The organism is Sporosarcina sp. Y352 (assembly GCF_056786535.1).
This window is the reverse complement of sequence record NZ_JBXCJE010000002.1, coordinates 378,039-396,805: the sequence shown is the minus strand read 5'-3', so window position 1 is coordinate 396,805 and position 18,767 is coordinate 378,039. Positions and strand designations below refer to the sequence as shown.

Genomic DNA, 18,767 nt, shown 5'->3' with positions numbered 1-18,767 from the left:
GTCCTTAGGGACACCGACTTCCTACTCATTTCTTATTGATTGTCTTCGTTCTTCACCTGTTTAAGAAGTGATTCAATCCGAGTTCCGTAGGCTACGGAACTATCGAATTCGAATTTAATCTCAGGTGTAATTCGAAGTCTGATACGTTGGCCGATTTCAGTGCGAATAAATCCTTTCGCCTGATTGAGCCCTTTCAACGTATCTTCTTTTTCCTTTTCATGTCCTAGAACTGAAATGTAAATAGTCGCATGTTGAAGGTCTCCGGCCACCTCGACATCGGTTACTGTAACAAAACCGATCCGTGGATCTTTCAATTTTTGGCCGATGATTTCACCAAGTTCTTTTTTCATTTGTTCTGCAACGCGATTAGCACGCATTGACATGGGCGGTCACCCCAATCCTGTATTAATAATGGTCAAGCGTCAAGTTGGATAATTCCCAGTCCGGATTTGACTCCAGGAACCGTATCGCTCGTCTGACTTCACGCTCAGCTGCATCTTTTGATGAAGCAACGGCAACCAGAGCGATTGTTGTACGTTGCCACAAGTCTTGATGATCTATTTCTGCAATGGAGACATTATAAGCATTTTTCACTCTGTCTGTCATCCGTTTCAAAACTGACCGCTTGTCTTTTAGAGAAGCAGCCATCGGAATGAAGAATGAACATTCCGCATAGACAATCATACTCGTTTAATTTCTTCCATAATGAATGCTTCAATGACATCACCGACATGTATATCATCAAATTTCTTGATTGTAATACCACATTCGTATCCTTTTGCCACTTCTTTTGCATCATCTTTAAAGCGTTTCAAAGTATCAATTTCACCTTCGAAAATGACGATGTTGTCGCGAACAATACGAACGCTTGAATCACGAGTAATTTTACCACTCGTTACATAGCTTCCCGCAATCGTACCGATTTTAGACACTTTAATTGTTTCGCGCACTTCAATTTGTCCGATAACTTTTTCTTCGTATTCAGGGTCTAGCATACCCTTCATTGCCAATTCGATTTCTTCAATTACTTTATAGATAACACGATGTTGTCGAATGTCTACGCCTTCTTCGTCCGCCGCACGTTTCGCATTGACGTCAGGACGAACGTTAAATCCGATAACGATAGCATTCGAAGCAGCAGCAAGAGATATATCAGATTCATTAATCGCGCCGGCACCTGTATGGATAATTTTCACGTTAACACCTTCGACTTCAATTTTCATAAGTGAAGAGGCCATCGCTTCAACCGTACCTTGTACGTCCGCTTTAACGATTAAGTTCAATTCTTTAATTTCACCCTGTTTCATATGATCGAACAGGTTATCGAGCGTGACACGCGTTTTCTCAACACGTTGATCTTGCAGCGCTTCACCGGCTCTTGTTTCTCCGATTTGACGTGCTGTTTTTTCATCTTCAAAGACAACAAAACGATCTCCTGCTTGTGGTACGTCGCTTAGCCCAGTAATTTCGATCGGTGTAGATGGTCCTGCTTCTTTCACACGGCGGCCGATATCACTCACCATTGCGCGAACACGACCGTATGTGTTACCTACAACAATTGGGTCTCCAATATGAAGTGTTCCGTCTTGTACAAGAAGCGTTGCAACGGCTCCGCGTCCTTTGTCAAGTGATGCTTCAATAACACTTCCGCGTGCACGGATTTTTGGATCCGCTTTGAGTTCAGCAACTTCAGCAACGAGAAGGACCATTTCTATCAACTGGTCAATCCCTTCACCTTTCAACGCTGAAATTGGTACGAATATTGCATCGCCGCCCCAAGCTTCAGCTACAAGACCCTGATCTGTCAATTCTTGCATAACACGATCGGGATTTGCAGAAGGTTTATCCATTTTATTTACTGCAACGATAATCGGAACATCAGCCGCTTTTGCATGGTTGATGGCTTCAATCGTTTGTGGCATAACACCATCATCCGCTGCAACAACTAGAATTGTAATATCAGTCACTTTTGCTCCACGTGCACGCATTGTCGTAAATGCTGCGTGACCTGGTGTGTCAAGGAAAGTTATTTTCTTGCCATTCTCTTCAATTTGGTATGCACCAATATGTTGAGTAATTCCACCCGCTTCGCCTTGCGTAACTTTTGTATGTCGAATCGAATCCAGAAGTGTTGTTTTACCATGGTCTACGTGACCCATGATTGTTACAACTGGTGGACGTTCAATTAGTTCAGTTGCAACTTCTTCATGTTCTTCAAAATATGTTTCAAGATCAGTTACATCAATACGAATTTCTTCTTCTACTTCAACTTCGTAGTCTGCGCAGATAAGTTCAATCGCATCTTTGTCGAGTTCTTGGTTGATTGTAGCCATAATACCAAGCATGAATAATTTTTTAATAATAGCGGATGGCTCACGACCTAGTTTATTCGCAAGTTCTGCTACTGAAAGCGACTCATAGTAAGTAATTTTTTCCGGTAATGGTTTCTCTACCTTCGGAATCGGGTTGGCCGGACGATATCTTCTGCGCCCTTGGTTTATACCACGTGCTGGTGGACGTCCACCACGACCTCCACCTGAGCGGTTTGGTGCTCCGCCTGCCGGTCGGCTTGGTCCGCCAGAACTTGGACGGTTTTGGCCACCTGGCGCACCTTGCGCCGGACGGTTGCCACCTGTTGAGCCTTGTGCTGGACGGTTGCCACCTGTTGAGCCTTGCGCCGGACGGGTGCCGCCTGTAGAGCCTTGTGCTGGACGGTTACCACCTGTAGAGCCTTGTGCTGGACGGTTACCGCCTGTAGAGCCTTGCGCCGGACGGTTGCCACCTGTTGAGCTTTGTGCTGGACGGTTGCCACCTGTTGAGCTTTGTGCTGGACGGTTGCCACCTGTTGAGCCTTGTGACGGACGGCTGCCGCCTGTTGAGCCTTGTGACGGGCGGTTGCCGCCTGTTGAGCCTTGTGACGGGCGGTTGCCGCCTGTTGAGCCTTGTGCTGGACGGTTGCCGCTAGCAGATTGTGCAGCTTTTGGCGTTTCTTTTCGTTCAGCAGCTTTTGGATATACTTTAGGGGCATTTGGTTTATTCACATTGCCTCCAAATTTACTATCCAGTTTCGTAATTACATCATTATCAATTGTTGACATATGATTTGACACACTCACATTTATCTTTCCTAATTCATCAATAACTTCTTTACTCGACCGATTCACTTTTTTCGCATATTCGTGTACTCGAATTTTCGTCATTAGTCCACCCCCGGTTATATTCGTTGAGTAGCCCGGATATTTTCCTGGCAAAACCAGCATCCGTTAGGGCAAGTACTACCCGTGACTCTTTCCCAACTGCATGCCCGAGCTCTTCTCGATTCCCGAAGACATGCTTCTCAACGTTGTAAAACGTACTTTTATCAGTTAACTTTTTCATTGTATTTTTAGATGCATCTTCTGAAACAATTACTAGACGCGCGTTGCCGGAACGAATTTCCCGTACAACCAAATCTTCACCCATGATAAGCATCCTTGCTCTAGCCGCCATTCCAAGCATTTGATAAATCCTTTTCGGATCTGTCATTTTAATGCCTCCCGGCGGATAGCATGAAGAAGATCATCGTATACCTGTTCAGGTACAGCTGTTCCAAGCTGGCTTTCAATCGATCTGTTACGACGCGCGGATTCAACTGCTTCTTCGGATTTAGACACATATGTCCCACGGCCTGACTTCTTGCCAGTGAGATCGACTGAAACTTCCCCTTCTTTTGGGCGGACGATACGAATCATTTCCTTTTTCGGGAACATACCGCCAGTCGCCGCACATTTACGTAAAGGAACTTTTTTCATGTTTGTCATGTGTGCTCATCCTTTCTTTTCAGTTTTCGTTGTCCGTATACAGATCGATTGAATCGGTACTACTAATTTCTGTAGCATCATCCTCAACAAAATATGGATCGATTTCAGTTGACTCTTCTTCTAACAGACTCTCTTCAATCGGCTCTTTGAAAGCTGGCGGATAAATTCCTAGTTCACGTGCATCCGTTTCACTCTTAATGTCGATTTTCCAACCAGTCATCTTAGCCGCGAGTCTTGCGTTCTGTCCGCGCTTACCTATTGCAAGTGACAATTGATAGTCAGGAACCACAACAGTGGTAGATCGATCTTCTTCGTTTACCTGAACATCAATTACTTTCGAAGGACTAAGTGCATTTGCCACAAATATAGCCGGATCCTCGGACCATTCGACGATATCAATTTTCTCGCCATTCAGTTCATTTGAAATCGATTGTACCCGGGCACCTCTTGCACCTACACATGAACCGACCGGATCTACTGCATCATTATTCGTATGAACTGAAATTTTGGAACGGTCTCCCGCTTCTCGTGCAATCGATTTGATTTCTACGATTCCTTCAAAGATTTCAGGCACTTCAACTTCAAACAATCTACGGAGAAGTCCGGGATGTGTTCTTGAGACAAACACTTGCGGACCGCGTGATGTACGTTCAACTTTTGTAATATACACTTTGATTCGGTCATGGGGCTGATAAGTTTCAGTCGGTATCTGTTCACCAACCGGCAATACAGCCTCCACTTTACCGAGGCCGACATATAAGTTACGAGCGTCAAGCCGTTCAACAATACCGTTGACGATATCATCTTCTCTGTCGACGTACTCCTCAAAGATGATACCGCGCTCGGCTTCCCGCACTCGCTGTGTGACAACCTGCTTAGCAGTTTGCGCAGCAACGCGACCAAAATCGCGCGGAGTTACTTCTTCCTCAACAATATCTTCAAGTTCGTAGGCAGGATTGATTTTATGTGCATCTTCAAGACTGATTTGTAAACGATCATCTTCAACCTCTTCGACGACATCTTTTCTGGAATAAACTTTCATCGTCCCTTTATCAAGATTCAAGTCAACTCGCACGTTCTGCGCCTGATTGAAATTTCGTTTATATGCAGTTACTAGTGCCGCTTCAATCGCTTCTACCAAGACATCCCTTGAAATACCTTTTTGTTTTTCAAGGGCAGTCAATGCATCGAGTAGATCACTACTCATATTAATCACTCCTACTATTCAATTATGCGGAAAAGTCGATTGCCAAACGGGCAAATGCGATTTTTTCCTTGTCAATAACGACCGTCAATTTTCTTGTTTTAATACTTACTTCAACTTCTGCGCCTTCAGGACCGTATGCTAACAGATAACCTTCGAATTCTTTCATGCCATCGATGGCCTCGTACGTCTTAATGAATACGAATTGTCCAATTGCTTTTAGGAAGTCTTCTTCCTTCTTCAACGGACGCTCTGCACCAGGTGATGATACTTCTAGGAAATAGTTTTGTGGAATCGGATCAGTACGATCAAGTTCTTCACTTAACTTTTCACTCACCTGAGAACATTGCTCAATATCGATGCTCCCGTTAGGTGTATCAATATAGACTCGTAGAAACCAATCTCTGCCTTCTTTTATAAATTCCACGTCGACAAGTTCCAAGTCCAGTTCTGCAACAATTGGAATAACGAGTTTTTCGACTTCTTCCGTAATATTGCTCATCTTACCCCTCCCGAAATAGTAATCAAATACGCCTCGGCGTATTTGCGACCAGATTAAGTAGAGAAGTTAGTCTAGAAACGTCGCATCTCTGCGACAACCAGGGGGATTGAAACTCAATTCCACCTAGCCAACCAACCTGCATCATGCAGCTACGTGCACGATTAACTTCCCTACAAAATCCGTGGCATCCGCCGGAAGCTTTAACCAAAGTCGAAAATGAATTTAGACTCCCCTCCGACTTTGGTAAAAAACAGTACAGAACAACAGAAAAGAGCGGGAAATCCCACTCTTTTTGCGCAAGACTATTACAAAAGTTGTTCCCATCATACCATAGGATAAATGATGTAGCAAATAATGTGCTAGAAGAGGGAAAGTTGATTCGCCTCAGGCATTCCTTCCAAACAACCTAAAGTGTCCATATACTCGACAATTGTCTTCGAAACACGGCCACGCTGCTGGAAATCCTCTTTTGAAAGAAACTCTCCATCTTTCCTGGCTTCTACGATCGAATTAGCTACATTCGTCCCAAGAGACGGGACGGCATTGAACGGAGGAATTAGTGTGTTACCTTCAATTAGGAATGTCGCTGCATCAGATTTGTATAAGTCAGGTCTCGCCAATGTAATTCCGCGCTCCCACATTTCAAGTGCAATTTCAAGTACGGTTAATAAGCTTTTCTCTTTTGGTGTTGCGTCCAGGCCTTTAACGTTAATCTCTTTAATTTGTGCTCGTATAGAGGCAGAACCTTTCGTCATCGACAACAAATCGAAATCAGTCGCCCGTACTGTGTAATACGTTGCATAGTATAGTATCGGATGATGCACTTTGAAATATGCGATGCGCAGTGCCATTAGTACATAGGCCGCTGCGTGCGCTTTCGGGAACATATATTTAATTTTTTTACATGATTCAATGTACCAGTGCGGCACACCCTGAACCTTCATTTCCGCCTCAAACTCAGGAGTAAGTCCCTTACCTTTACGAACAGATTCCATAATTTTAAATGCCATCGAAGGCTCTAACCCTTGATAGATTAAGTACACCATTATATCATCCCGGCAACCGATAACATCGGAAAGTTCGCATGTCTTATTTTGAATCAATTCCTGTGCGTTGCCTAACCAGACATCAGTTCCATGGGATAGCCCTGAAATCTGAATCAGTTCCGAAAATGTTGATGGTTTTGTTTCTTCAAGCATCTGGCGTACAAATCTCGTTCCGAATTCAGGTACGCCTAGCGTTCCTGTTTTACATCCGATTTGATCCGGTGTGACACCAAGTGAAGTTGTACCACTGAATAATTGCATGACTCCTTCATCATCCGGTGGAATCGTCAATGGATCAATTCCCGAGAGATCTTGCAACATTTTAATCATTGTTGGATCATCGTGACCTAGAATATCAAGTTTCAACAAGTTGTTGTCGATTGAATGGAAGTCAAAATGAGTCGTCTTCCAACTTGAATTCAAGTCATTCGCAGGAAATTGGATAGGCGTGAAATCAAATATTTCCATATCATCAGGAACAACGATTATTCCACCTGGATGCTGCCCTGTATTCCGTTTAACTCCTGAACAACCTTGTACGAGTCGGTCTATTTCTGCTCCACGGAAATTCAAATTGTTGTCATTCATATAACCACGGACGTAACCATAAGCAGTCTTTTCCGCAACCGTACCGATTGTCCCTGCGCGATAGACAAAATCTTCGCCAAAAAGTTCCTTCGTATAGTTATGTGCCTTCCCTTGATAATCACCGCTGAAATTTAAATCGATATCCGGAACTTTATCGCCATTAAAACCTAGGAAAGTTTCGAACGGTATATCTTGACCATCTTTTTTGAATGCGGTCTTGCATGCTGGACACATTTTATCAGGTAAATCGTAGCCTGAACTGACGGACCCATCATCGAAAAACTCCGCAACTTTACACGTAGGACAAACATAATGCGGCGGCATTGGGTTCACTTCAGTTATCTCCATCAGTGTTGCGACTAGTGAAGAACCAACGGATCCCCGAGATCCCACAAGATACCCGTCATCCAGTGATTTCTTTACAAGTTTATGGGATATTAGATATATGACCGCAAACCCATGACCAATGATTGACTTTAACTCTTTTTCAATGCGTGCCTCGATGATTTCGGGTAACTGCTCACCGTATATTCCATGTGCCATCGAATATGTCAATTCTCGAACGTCATCGTCCGCCCCTTCAATGGTCGGCGTGTATAAGTCATCTTTAATCGGTTTTACCTCACCGATTCTCTCCAAAATGGCATGTGGATTATCAATGACTATTTCCTGCGCGATTTCTTCTCCAAGAAACGCGAACTCCTCAAGCATTTCATCGGTTGTCCGAAATTGGACCGCCGGTAGTGAGTGCCTGTTCATGGGATTGGCTCCCCCTTGCGATCTAACAAGCACTTGACGGAAAGTTGCATCCGTTTCGTCAATATAATGGACATTCCCTGTTGCACATACCGGGAGACCAGTATTTTTCCCGAGTTTGATCATTTTTCGCATGATATCTTCCATGTTCCACTCATCGCGAATCAATTCAAGTTCTAAGAGATGTGAGTAAACCGGTTTGGGATGGACTTCAAGGTAATCATAAAACTTTGCAATCTCCTCTACCTCATCCATCGGTTTCTGCATCAGCCCCTCGAACACTTCCCCTTTGTCGCAACCAGAGCCGACGAGCAAACCTTTTCGATACTTGACGAGTAAAGAACGCGGAATGCGTGGAACCCGGTAAAAATAATCCATATGGGAATAAGACACGAGTTTAAATAAATTTTTCAACCCTTCGTCATCCGTTGCTAATAGTGTACAATGCGACGGCCTCGCTCGTTTGTAAGAATCACCTTTACCAATATGGCGATTAAAATCATCCAAGTATTCGATGCCTTTCTCTTGCGCATCCTTCAACAAACGTAAAAATAGATGGGCAGTTGCTTCGGTATCATAAATGGCCCGGTGAGCCTGTGTTAGCTCGATTCCAAACTTTTTCGCCAACGTACCCAACCGGTGATTCCCCATTTCTGGATAAAGGAAGCGAGCGAGTTCAAGCGTATCTATGACCGGATAAGCAGCTGCTTCTAAACTAGATTTCTTACATGCTTCGTAAAAGAAGCCCATATCGAATTTTGCATTGTGTGCAACAAGAATTGAATCTCCGATAAACTCAATAAAATCCTTCGCGACATCCCCGATTTCCGGTGCATCTTTTACCATTTCATCTGTAATACCAGTAAGTTTTGTAGTGGTAGATGACAGGGGATGATGCGGATTTGAGAACCTCTCAAACGTTTCAACAATCTCACCGTTTTTCAATCTGACCGCAGCCAGTTCGATAATGGTGTCATATACCGCAGAAAGCCCTGTCGTCTCAACGTCAAATACAACATATGTATCTTCTTCAAGCTTCCGGTGTTGTTCTTCAAAAACAATCGGTACTCCGTCATCCACTAAATATGCTTCCAGTCCAAAAATAACTTTTACGCCATTTTTCTTACCTGCAGAATAAGCTTCCGGAAATGATTGAACGTTCGCGTGATCTGTAATCGCGATGGCAGGATGTCCCCATTTTGCTGCTTGTTCAACAAGAGCTGTTGCGGAGACAACTGCATCCATCTGACTCATCGTTGTATGTGCATGTAGTTCAATGCGTTTACGATCCTTTGGTGCTTTATCCTGTCTTATAATAGGTGATACTTCCATAACATCTTGAGCCATCATAATAAGGTCGCGTACGAATGTATCGTTTTGAATACCTCCACGCGCACGAATCCAAGCTCCTTTTTTCAAAGTCTTCATCATTTCTGCATCTTCATCATCCCGCGAGAACATTTTCACAAGAATGGAATCCGTGTAATCGGTCACTTTGATTGTCAGGAGTGACCTTCCGCTGCGCAATTCACGCACGTCCGTATCAAACACATACCCTTCAATTGTCACTCGGCGTTCTTCATCTTGAATTTGTTGAATTTCCAACATTGGCTCGTCAGGTTTGATAGGTGTACCAAGTCTGAATGGTCCAGAAACATTACCATTTTCCTTCTTGGTTGTTTCACGCAGTTTCAAATCAGCTAACGCTTTTTGACCATACGCTTCTTCTTCTGCATCACGTTGTGCAACAAATGCTTTACGCGCATCTTTGGCACCACTATCTTCCTCTGTCAATTTGAAATCGACGGCAGGTCTTGGAAAACCGAATGAAGTGTAGACATCCGAAATGATAGAAGCGTATTTACTTTTCATCGTTTGCAGTTCCATATCACTTGTACAAAGTAGCGTCATTTTACCACCTTGCATAACCGGCTTTTGGCTTATCAGCCGCTCTCTAATCGGTGGGGACATGTCGCTCATTTCTTCAATAATAAACGGCCAATAGTCTGTGATTAACTTGTTGTCCACATCTTGGGTTTCAGACGATATATGAATCTTGACCGTTGCGATAGCTGAGAATGTTTCATTTATGCGCTGAGAAAAAATTGTATATATATCTACCGGTAGTGGCTTATTTAAAGTTATATTGAATTGCCACACTCTTGATTTCCGGTGAATGTTCACACGGTTCAGTTCTGCATTTTCAAAGTGGATGACAAATTGGTCATCTGTCATTCCGATTTGCTGTAACAATATATATAATTTATTTAAAGCGTCCATAAGCCTCTCCAATCTTTCATTAGTGAAAAAGAAGGGAAGTACCGATGTGCGGCCTTCCCTCCTCTAACTTATTCCGCTGTGAAGAACGCCTGTAGTTTTTCGGTAAGTTCTTCTTTTTGCCATTCAGCCGATTCACCAGTTTGTCTGAATTTAACTTCAACAATTCCTTCAGAAGCTCTCTTTCCAACTGTAATCCGGACTGGCAAGCCAATCAAATCTGAATCAGCGAATTTGACTCCCACACGTTCAGGGCGATCATCATAGAGAACATCATATCTGTAAGATTCCAAAATAGTATATAATTCATCGGCCAATTCTTTCTGACTGTCATCTTTGACATTCACAGTAATGAGATGGATATCAAATGGGGCAATCTTCTTAGGCCATTTCAAACCATTCTCGTCATTGAACTGTTCTGCGACTGCTGCAAGTATACGGGATACACCAATACCATAACAACCCATGATATACGGTTTAGCCCTGCCGTTCTCATCAAGGAATGTTCCTTCCATCGGTTCGCTGTAAGTCGTCCCTAGCTTAAAGATATGTCCAAGTTCAATTCCTTTAGCGAACTTAATTGTACCAGTTCCATCTGGAGAAATATCTCCTTCGTGGATGAATCGAAGATCCGCATAGCGATCAACTGCAAAATCGCGTTCAGGATTGATGTTCGTTAAATGGAATCCATCTTCGTTCGCGCCGCAGACACCATTCACGACGGACGCAACTGAGTGATCTGCAATTACTTTAAGATCAATTGGCAATTTAACAGGACCGATTGAACCAACTTCACAAGAAAGAAGTTCTTGAACCTCAACCTCGCTAGCAAGTTCCACAAGTGTTGCACCAAGCGCGTTTTTAAGCTTGATATCATTAATTTCATAATCCCCACGGCACAGCACTGCAATTAGTTCATCATCTGCTTTAAAAACAAGCGTTTTAATGATACGCGATGCGTCAACGTCCAAAAACGTAGCTACATCGCTAATCGTACGTTGTTCAGGGGTCGCAACTTTCTCGACTTCTTGTAAATCTTCGTCAATCTTTTTATATGGCATATTGACTTCAGCCATTTCAACATTGGCTGCATATGATGATGCGTCACTATATGCAATGGTGTCTTCACCGATATCAGATAGCGCCATAAATTCATGCGTATCTGTTCCGCCGATTGAACCACCATCTGCCAAAACAGCGCGGAAATCGAGGCCGAGTCTTGTGAAGATGTTCACATAGGCTTGTTTCATTTCCTGGTATTTCTCGTCAAGACTTTCTTCTGTCGCATGGAAAGAATACGCATCTTTCATGATGAATTCGCGTCCTCGAAGAAGGCCAAAACGTGGGCGCTGTTCGTCTCTAAACTTTGTTTGAATCTGGAACATCGTAAGCGGTAACTTCTTATAGGATTTCACTTCGTCACGGACGAGAGAAGTAATCACTTCTTCATGCGTTGCTCCTAGAGCAAATTCTCTATTATGACGATCTTTCAGTCTAAACAACTCAGGTCCGTAATTAAACCATCTTCCCGTTTCCTGCCAAAGTTCGGCTTGTTGCAAAGCAGGCATCAATACTTCTACGGCTTCAATCGCTTCCATTTCTTCGCGGATAATCGATTCAATCTTCCGAATCACTTTAGTGCCAAGTGGAAGGAAGGAATATACCCCACTCGTATTTTGGCGGATAAATCCTGCACGTAAGAGTAACTGATGTGAAATAATATCAGCGTCAGAAGGTACTTCACGCATTGTTGGTATGAATGTTCGTGATTGTTTCATCTATGTTTCCCACCTCAAGTAATGTTTTTGAAATCCTGATCTATTGGCTAGACGTCAACGCCCTGAATTGCTTCAGAGCTGTATGTCTACTTTTACTACTTTCATTAGAAGAAAAAGCGCTGTATATCATTCCAGGTTACAACCAGCATTAGTACCATCAGGAGCATAATCCCGACAAAATGTACCATTCCTTCTTTTTGTTTGTCGACTGGCTTGCCGCGAATGGCTTCCAGTAAGAAGAACAACAACCTTCCACCGTCAAGTGCTGGTAATGGTAGTAGGTTCATAATTCCAAGGTTGATGCTTAAGATTGCTGCCCAGTTCATGAGTTGGTATACGCCGTATTGCGCGACTTCCTCCGTCGCTTTGTAAATGCCAACTGGACCCGATAAAGCGTCAATTGTGAACTTACCTGTTACAAGCATACCCAGTAATTCAAATATCCTGACAAACCAAGTTACCGTTTCTTCCGCTCCATATTGAACTGCTTTCAGCGGATTTTTAATCACCGGGCTTGTATAGCGCACACCGATTTGGCCGATTTCTTCTCCCGACTCTTTAACTTTAACTGTGTCTGGCACAACATCCAGCGTCAGCAAATCGCCGCTTCGATCCACTTCAAATTGGAGAGGCACGCCGGCACTCTCTTGAATGATAGCAGCAAACTCCTGCCATGTGCTAATTGGATTGCCGTCAACTGCTTTGACATAATCTCCATCTTGCATTCCAGCTTTTTGCGCGGAACCCTCACTTATGACGTCCGAAATAATAGGTTCATATGTTGGAACGCCTTGTAACAAACCGATTGCAAGGAATATGAAGAAAGATAAAATAAAGTTAAACAAAGGACCTGCAAAAATAGCCATCGCCCGAGCGCCAACAGATTTCGATTCAAATTGACGGTCGTATGGGGCAATAAGTGTCTTCTGCCCTTTCTCGAAAATGATAGCCTTTCTAGATACGTTATAACGTACTAGCTGCCCTTCATCATCATATCCTTCAATGAATAGTTCTTTTTCCAAATCTGAGGATTCTGTTTCCAGAAACAGAACATCTGGATTTGCAACATTACGGTTCAAATAAATTTTTTCAACTTCATTAGAAGCATTAATCAGAAGACCAACGCGATAACCCGGTTGTAATTCAACCGTATCGAAATCTTCTCCTGCCATTCTGACATAACCGCCAAGCGGCAGAAGTCGGATTGTATATAAAGTTTCACCTTTTTGAATTCCAATAATTTTAGGGCCGAATCCAATTGCAAATTCGCGCACCATGATTCCCGCCTTTTTCGCAAACAGGAAATGTCCTAGTTCATGAAAAAAGACCAAAGAACCGAATATGATGATAAACGCTATAACGGTTTCCATAAAAAACCACCTTCACTGACCTTATTGGCCTTTTCTAAAAAACTTATTCTATCATAGCATACACCATTTTTCGAGTCAGTGAATCCGTTTCTAAAATCGATTCTAGTTCCAGAGCAGAACTTGTTCGATGCGTGTCCATCACTCGTTCAATAATGTCTTCAATCTGTACAAAAGGTATGCGTCCATTCATGAATAGCGATACCGCTACTTCATTCGCTGCATTCATGGCTGCTGGCATTGTCCCACCCTCTTTACCGGCTGCATAGGCAAGCGCCAATGCTTTGAAACGGACTAAATCCATTTTTTCGAAATGGAGCTTGCCAATCTCCTCAAGACGAAGCGGTTTTGCGTTTTGCATTGGGATTCGATCTGGAAACGTTAAGGCGTACTGAATAGGAACTCGCATATCTGGTGACCCCAGTTGAGCCATAATACTTGTATCTTCGAACTCAACCATGGAATGGATAATACTTTCCTTATGAAGTAAACAATCTATTCTTTCATAAGGCATTCCAAAAAGATGATGGGCTTCGATTACTTCAAGACCTTTGTTCATCATTGTCGCTGAATCTATTGTTAATTTGTTCCCCATAGACCAATTCGGATGAGCAAGTGCCTGTTCTAAGGTCACATTTGTAAGTTCATCTCTTGTAAGATCTCTGAAACTCCCTCCTGACGCTGTCAAAATAAGCCGAGAGACACGTTTAGGATTTTCTCCATTCAATGCTTGGAAAAGCGCTGAATGTTCACTATCTACCGGTAAAATGGGTACACCATGTTTACGAGCTTCATTCATAACGACATCCCCGGCTGCTACAAGCGTTTCCTTGTTGGCGATAGCAATTGTAATTCCCGCACGTATTGCTTCAAGTGTAGGTTTGAGTCCCACACTTCCAATAACTGAGTTAACCAAAATGTCAGCGCCTGTGTGCCCTGCGATTTCAATCAAACCCGCTTCGCCGTATAAAAAGTGACTACTCGGGAATTCAGCTTGCAACTTCTCAGCATCTTCTCGTCTTATTACCGATACCGTTTTCGGTTGAAACGCAGAAACAATTTCCCGTACCTTATCAATATTCAAACCAGCCGAAAAAGATACGAGCTTAAATTTCTCAGGGTTCGAACCGATGATATCGAGCGTCTGTAAACCAATGGATCCTGTAGCACCTAATAAACTAATATTCTTCATCATAAGACATCCTTTCCGTTAACCCACGAAGTGTAAGAAATGAAGCAATGGCAAAACGAAAAGGAGACTGTCGAACCTGTCTAGGATCCCACCATGACCAGGCAGAAGTTGTCCTGAGTCTTTCACCTCGAAATGCCTCTTTAGTGCTGATTCGACAAGGTCACCCAGTTGTCCAATAATTGAGGCTATAATTGTCACTACAATAAGTATTATGTAAGTTGAAGCTACCGGGAAGAAGTATTGAAAGATGAATGCGAAGACAACTGCGGACAATACTCCGCCAATAAAACCCTCAACGGTCTTATTCGGGGATATTTCTGGCCATAGCTTACGCTTCCCTATTTTTCTGCCTATGAAATAAGCACCCGAATCAGTTGTCCAAATCACCATAAGTGCATATACGACATATTCGATTCCATAAACCCGTGTTTCAATCAAATAATAAAACCCGATTCCAACATATAATGCGCCCAAAACAGAAAACGCTGCATGGTCGAACGTAAACCGATTTTTAACAATGACAGTATAGATTAATAAAATAAGTACAATGGCGAATGTCAATTCGATTTTTGTATAGCCAATCATTTCAAATAGATTGACACTGGTAACTGCAGGCATTAATAATACTGCTAGCGCTATCCATGTCAAAAAACCTTCAATTGAAAATAGACGTATGTCTTTCATTCGCAATAGCTCATATAGTCCAATTGTTGCAATTACATATACCGCAATTGTGAATGGTATTCCTCCCATGATGACTAGCGGAACGAATAAAATTAACGCAACGATTGCAGTCAGTATCCTTTGTTTCAAACGTCCCCATTCCCTTCCACACTTCCAAACCGCCTATTTCTCAGTTGGAATTCTTCGATTGCATTCAACATGCATATGTCATCAAAATCTGGCCATAACACATCAGTGAAAGAAAACTCAGCATATGCCAACTGCCATAACATGAAATTAGACAATCTTACTTCACCGCTAGTTCGGATTAGCAGGTCTGGTTCCGGTAAATGGGCAGTCATTAGATGGGAACCGATGAGTGTTTCATCAATATCTTCAGGTTTAATAGAACCGTCCGCAATGAGTTCAGCAATTTCTTTTACAGATTCAACTAGCTCGAGTCTGCTTCCGTAGTTCATGGCGAAATTTAAAGTCAAACCGTCGTTGTGTTTCGTTTCTTCAATCGCTTTGCTAATTGCATCTTTTGTATGTGTCGGCAACATATCAAAGTTCCCAATCATTTCAACTTTCACGTTTTGCTCGATTAGTTCTGGGAGATATGTGCTTAAAAACTCACCAGGTAACTTCATTAAGAAATCTATTTCGAGTTTCGGTCGTTTCCAGTTTTCTGTGGAGAATGCGTAGAGTGTAAGTACTTTAATGCCCAGATCATTTGCAATACGCGTTATTATACGAACTTTTTTCATACCTTCATGGTGACCTGCAACTCTTGGTAAATTACGTTGTTTTGCCCATCTTCCATTTCCGTCCATAATAATTGCTACATGGGCAGGGATAGGCCTACTTTGAATTTTGGCAATTTTGTCCAACATCAAGCCCTCTGGCACCACTGTTTTTTTCCGAAAAAGTTTATCCAGCATATTGTTTCCTCCACTCAGCTACTGTCAGAGCAAGTTCATACTCTATCGTAACAAATTAGACGGTTAATTTCATTTTTTATTGCTGTTCAAAGAACAAACGCGGAAATACCTATTCTGAGATTATAGCCAAAAGGCGACTTAAGGAAGGCTGTCTAAGTTCGCGACAAGGAGTGATAAAGTTCAATCTTTCCACTCCATAACCTGCGTACTGCAGGCAATCGCGGCGTCATTTGCCATAAGCCTGGACTGACTCATAACCTAATCCTCTCCTCTAGATGTTGGAATCTAGACATGGAATATCGCCTATTTAAGGTTTTCCACGGTCCGTGAACTTTATAGTTTCCTTAGCAAAAGAAAAAGACGTCCTGAAATTAGGACGTCCAGAAATATAGAAAGTTCTTCTATCAGATTTCCATGATTTCATTCTCTTTATCTTTCGCGATTTCATCGATTCGCAAAATTTGTGAATCCGTCAGCTTCTGAATTTCATCACCATATCTGTGTAATTCATCTTCAGTAATTTCACTGCTTTTTTCAAGCTTCTTGAAGCCTTCATTTGCGTCACGACGAACATTACGTATTGCAACTTTTGCTTCTTCAGCTTCTTTTTTCACAGACTTCACCAGTTCTTTACGACGATCTTCCGTCAATGCTGGAACTGCAAGGCGAATGACAGTCCCGTCATTCGAAGGTGTAATTCCGATATCTGATTTCATGATTGCCTTTTCAATATCAGCCAATATTGTTTTGTCATATGGTTGAATGACAAGAAGGCGCGCCTCAGGTACTGAAATCCCAGCCATCTGTGATACCGGAGTAGCTGCACCATAATACTCAACCGTTAATCTATCCAGCATAGAAGCGCTTGCACGCCCTGCACGAATTGATGCCAGTTCTCTTGTATATCCACCAATTGCTTTTTCCATACGGTCTTTCGCTTCGTTCATAACTTCGTTTGCCATTATATATTCCTCCTGACGACCGTCCCGATTGGCTCACCAAGGACAGCTCTCTTAATATTTCCATTTTCCATAATAGAGAATACTACGAGCGGGATATCGTTGTCCATACATAGGGTTGAAGCTGTTGAATCCATAACTTCAAGTCCTTGGTTAATGACATCCAAAAATGATAGTTCTAGGTATTTTACTGCATTTTTATCTTTCGCTGGATCAGCGGAATAGACACCATCCACATTGTTTTTCGCCATAAGGATAACATCTGCTTCAATTTCAGCCGCACGTAGTGCTGCTGTCGTATCTGTAGAAAAGTAAGGATTCCCTGTACCCGCGGCAAAAATAACGACCCGTTTTTTTTCGAGATGTCGAATAGCTTTCCGGCGTATGTATGGTTCCGCAACCTGTCTCATTTCAATAGATGACGATACGCGCGTTTCAACACCGATTTTTTCTAGTGAATCCTGTAGAGCGAGGGAATTCATGACTGTAGCAAGCATGCCCATGTAATCCGCCGTTGCGCGGTCCATCCCCATTTCGCTGCCAACTTTACCACGCCAAATATTTCCGCCACCGACAACAACAGCAACTTCGACATCGAGATCGACAACTTCTTTCACTTGCGTTGCAACAGTTTTGATAACTTCTGGCGATAGACCGAAACCTTTATCACCTGCAAGCGCTTCTCCGCTTAATTTCAAGACGATACGTTTATATTTTGGGATGCTCATTTGTACCCTCCATCTACTATTTTTCTTAAAAAATGAGGAACACACGCGTGTGTTCCTCATTTTCACTTTATAATGGATCAGTTACCTTTAACTTGATTCATAACTTCGTCAGCGAAGTTATCTTCAGGTTTTTCGATTCCTTCACCAACAGCGTAACGAATAAACTCTTTCAATGTTCCGCCAGTTGATTTTACGAAGTCCCCAACTTTTTGATCGGAATTTTTGACGAATGACTGATCAAGAACACAGATCTCTTCGAAATATTTTCCGATGCGGCCTTCGACCATTTTCGCTACGATATTTTCAGGTTTACCTTCATTAAGTGCTTGTTCTGTAAGGATTTTACGTTCGTGTTCAACTTCCTCAGCAGAAACTTCATCACGTGAAACGTATTTAGGATTTAATGCAGCAATATGCATCGCAACATCTTTTGCAGCATCTGAATCAGTTGATCCTTCTAAGAGAACAAGAACACTGATACGACCACCCATGTGCAAGTATGGACCAAATGCATCGTTGTCTGTTTTCGTACGGATTTCATAACGGCGTAGTGAAATCTTCTCACCAATTTTAGCAACAGCATTAGAAATGTGATCTGCTACTGTTAATCCGTTTGGTAATTTCGATTCAACCGCTTCCTCAACTGTTGCAGGTTTTGTAGCAAGAATGTGCTCAGCAAGTTCATTTACAAGTGTTTGGAAACCTTCGTTTTTAGCTACAAAGTCAGTTTCAGCATTCACTTCTAAAATAATCGCTTCGTTGCCGTCAACAAGGATGTATGTTGTACCATCTGCTGCAATACGGTCCGCTTTTTTAGCTGAACTAGAAAGACCTTTTTCACGTAAGAAGTCAATTGCTGCTTCCATATCACCATTTGTTTCAGTTAACGCTTTTTTACAATCCATCATACCTGTACCTGTTTTTTCACGCAGTTCTTTAACCATTTGTGCTGTAATTTTCATTTTT

At 42.5% G+C, this 18,767-nt stretch carries 16 protein-coding genes; all 16 read right to left on the bottom strand.

Annotated elements, in window-relative coordinates:
* Window positions 1-32: 32 nt before the first annotated feature.
* Window positions 33-383 carry a 30S ribosome-binding factor RbfA gene (rbfA, locus tag AC1TO6_RS04900; protein ID WP_482100481.1) on the bottom strand — a complete coding sequence of 117 codons (351 nt, stop codon included), beginning with the start codon at window positions 381-383 and terminating at the stop codon, window positions 33-35.
* Between the two features lie 22 nt (window positions 384-405).
* Window positions 406-684 (bottom strand): DUF503 domain-containing protein, encoded by a 279-nt coding sequence (locus AC1TO6_RS04895; RefSeq protein ID WP_482100480.1) that lies wholly within the window; start codon window positions 682-684, stop codon window positions 406-408.
* Window positions 681-3,200 carry a translation initiation factor IF-2 gene (gene infB / locus AC1TO6_RS04890; RefSeq protein WP_482100479.1) on the bottom strand — a complete coding sequence of 840 codons (2,520 nt, stop codon included), beginning with the start codon at window positions 3,198-3,200 and terminating at the stop codon, window positions 681-683. Before infB ends, AC1TO6_RS04895 begins: the two co-directional genes overlap by 4 nt.
* Entirely contained in the window at window positions 3,148-3,525 is a 378-nt protein-coding gene (locus tag AC1TO6_RS04885; protein ID WP_482100478.1) for a YlxQ family RNA-binding protein, read from the bottom strand. Before AC1TO6_RS04885 ends, infB begins: the two co-directional genes overlap by 53 nt.
* The gene (gene rnpM, locus AC1TO6_RS04880; protein ID WP_482100477.1) at window positions 3,522-3,800 is read right to left on the bottom strand and encodes an RNase P modulator RnpM; all 279 of its coding nucleotides are present in this window, start codon (window positions 3,798-3,800) and stop codon (window positions 3,522-3,524) included. Before rnpM ends, AC1TO6_RS04885 begins: the two co-directional genes overlap by 4 nt.
* A gap of 19 nt (window positions 3,801-3,819) precedes the next feature.
* Window positions 3,820-5,007 (bottom strand): transcription termination factor NusA, encoded by a 1,188-nt coding sequence (gene nusA, locus AC1TO6_RS04875; RefSeq protein WP_482100476.1) that lies wholly within the window; start codon window positions 5,005-5,007, stop codon window positions 3,820-3,822.
* Window positions 5,008-5,029: 22 nt separating this feature from the next.
* Entirely contained in the window at window positions 5,030-5,506 is a 477-nt protein-coding gene (rimP, locus tag AC1TO6_RS04870) for a ribosome maturation factor RimP (protein WP_482100475.1), read from the bottom strand.
* Between the two features lie 359 nt (window positions 5,507-5,865).
* On the bottom strand, window positions 5,866-10,176 hold the full coding sequence (locus tag AC1TO6_RS04865) for a PolC-type DNA polymerase III (RefSeq protein WP_482100474.1): 4,311 nt from the start codon (window positions 10,174-10,176) through the stop codon (window positions 5,866-5,868).
* A 68-nt stretch (window positions 10,177-10,244) separates the two neighbouring features.
* Window positions 10,245-11,951 carry a proline--tRNA ligase gene (locus AC1TO6_RS04860; RefSeq protein WP_482100473.1) on the bottom strand — a complete coding sequence of 569 codons (1,707 nt, stop codon included), beginning with the start codon at window positions 11,949-11,951 and terminating at the stop codon, window positions 10,245-10,247.
* A 104-nt stretch (window positions 11,952-12,055) separates the two neighbouring features.
* Window positions 12,056-13,321 carry an RIP metalloprotease RseP gene (rseP, locus tag AC1TO6_RS04855; RefSeq protein WP_482100472.1) on the bottom strand — a complete coding sequence of 422 codons (1,266 nt, stop codon included), beginning with the start codon at window positions 13,319-13,321 and terminating at the stop codon, window positions 12,056-12,058.
* Window positions 13,322-13,364: 43 nt separating this feature from the next.
* Window positions 13,365-14,510, bottom strand: coding sequence for a 1-deoxy-D-xylulose-5-phosphate reductoisomerase (locus AC1TO6_RS04850; protein ID WP_482100471.1), 1,146 nt, complete (start codon window positions 14,508-14,510; stop codon window positions 13,365-13,367).
* Between the two features lie 18 nt (window positions 14,511-14,528).
* Complete coding sequence (locus AC1TO6_RS04845; RefSeq protein ID WP_482100470.1) at window positions 14,529-15,323, bottom strand: phosphatidate cytidylyltransferase; 795 nt, start codon at window positions 15,321-15,323, stop codon at window positions 14,529-14,531.
* The gene (locus AC1TO6_RS04840) at window positions 15,320-16,114 is read right to left on the bottom strand and encodes an isoprenyl transferase (protein ID WP_482100469.1); all 795 of its coding nucleotides are present in this window, start codon (window positions 16,112-16,114) and stop codon (window positions 15,320-15,322) included. Before AC1TO6_RS04840 ends, AC1TO6_RS04845 begins: the two co-directional genes overlap by 4 nt.
* A 404-nt stretch (window positions 16,115-16,518) precedes the next feature.
* Entirely contained in the window at window positions 16,519-17,076 is a 558-nt protein-coding gene (gene frr, locus AC1TO6_RS04835) for a ribosome recycling factor (RefSeq protein ID WP_482100468.1), read from the bottom strand.
* Window positions 17,076-17,801, bottom strand: a complete 726-nt coding sequence (gene pyrH / locus AC1TO6_RS04830) for a UMP kinase (RefSeq protein ID WP_482100467.1) — start codon at window positions 17,799-17,801, stop codon at window positions 17,076-17,078. Before pyrH ends, frr begins: the two co-directional genes overlap by 1 nt.
* 77 nt (window positions 17,802-17,878) lie before the next feature.
* Window positions 17,879-18,763, bottom strand: a complete 885-nt coding sequence (gene tsf / locus AC1TO6_RS04825; protein ID WP_482100466.1) for a translation elongation factor Ts — start codon at window positions 18,761-18,763, stop codon at window positions 17,879-17,881.
* Window positions 18,764-18,767 lie beyond the last annotated feature (4 nt).

Coding starts and splice junctions, on each gene's coding strand:
- rimP (WP_482100475.1), bottom strand. CDS start 5,506: ATGAGCAATATTACGGAAGAAGTCGAAAAACTCGTTATTCCAATTGTT.
- frr (WP_482100468.1), bottom strand. CDS start 17,076: ATGGCAAACGAAGTTATGAACGAAGCGAAAGACCGTATGGAAAAAGCA.
- infB (WP_482100479.1), bottom strand. CDS start 3,200: ATGACGAAAATTCGAGTACACGAATATGCGAAAAAAGTGAATCGGTCG.
- tsf (WP_482100466.1), bottom strand. CDS start 18,763: ATGAAAATTACAGCACAAATGGTTAAAGAACTGCGTGAAAAAACAGGT.
- rbfA (WP_482100481.1), bottom strand. CDS start 383: ATGTCAATGCGTGCTAATCGCGTTGCAGAACAAATGAAAAAAGAACTT.
- AC1TO6_RS04840 (WP_482100469.1), bottom strand. CDS start 16,114: ATGCTGGATAAACTTTTTCGGAAAAAAACAGTGGTGCCAGAGGGCTTG.
- pyrH (WP_482100467.1), bottom strand. CDS start 17,801: ATGAGCATCCCAAAATATAAACGTATCGTCTTGAAATTAAGCGGAGAA.
- rseP (WP_482100472.1), bottom strand. CDS start 13,321: ATGGAAACCGTTATAGCGTTTATCATCATATTCGGTTCTTTGGTCTTT.
- AC1TO6_RS04895 (WP_482100480.1), bottom strand. CDS start 684: ATGATTGTCTATGCGGAATGTTCATTCTTCATTCCGATGGCTGCTTCT.
- AC1TO6_RS04860 (WP_482100473.1), bottom strand. CDS start 11,951: ATGAAACAATCACGAACATTCATACCAACAATGCGTGAAGTACCTTCT.
- AC1TO6_RS04865 (WP_482100474.1), bottom strand. CDS start 10,176: ATGGACGCTTTAAATAAATTATATATATTGTTACAGCAAATCGGAATG.
- rnpM (WP_482100477.1), bottom strand. CDS start 3,800: ATGACAAACATGAAAAAAGTTCCTTTACGTAAATGTGCGGCGACTGGC.
- AC1TO6_RS04850 (WP_482100471.1), bottom strand. CDS start 14,510: ATGAAGAATATTAGTTTATTAGGTGCTACAGGATCCATTGGTTTACAG.
- AC1TO6_RS04885 (WP_482100478.1), bottom strand. CDS start 3,525: ATGACAGATCCGAAAAGGATTTATCAAATGCTTGGAATGGCGGCTAGA.
- nusA (WP_482100476.1), bottom strand. CDS start 5,007: ATGAGTAGTGATCTACTCGATGCATTGACTGCCCTTGAAAAACAAAAA.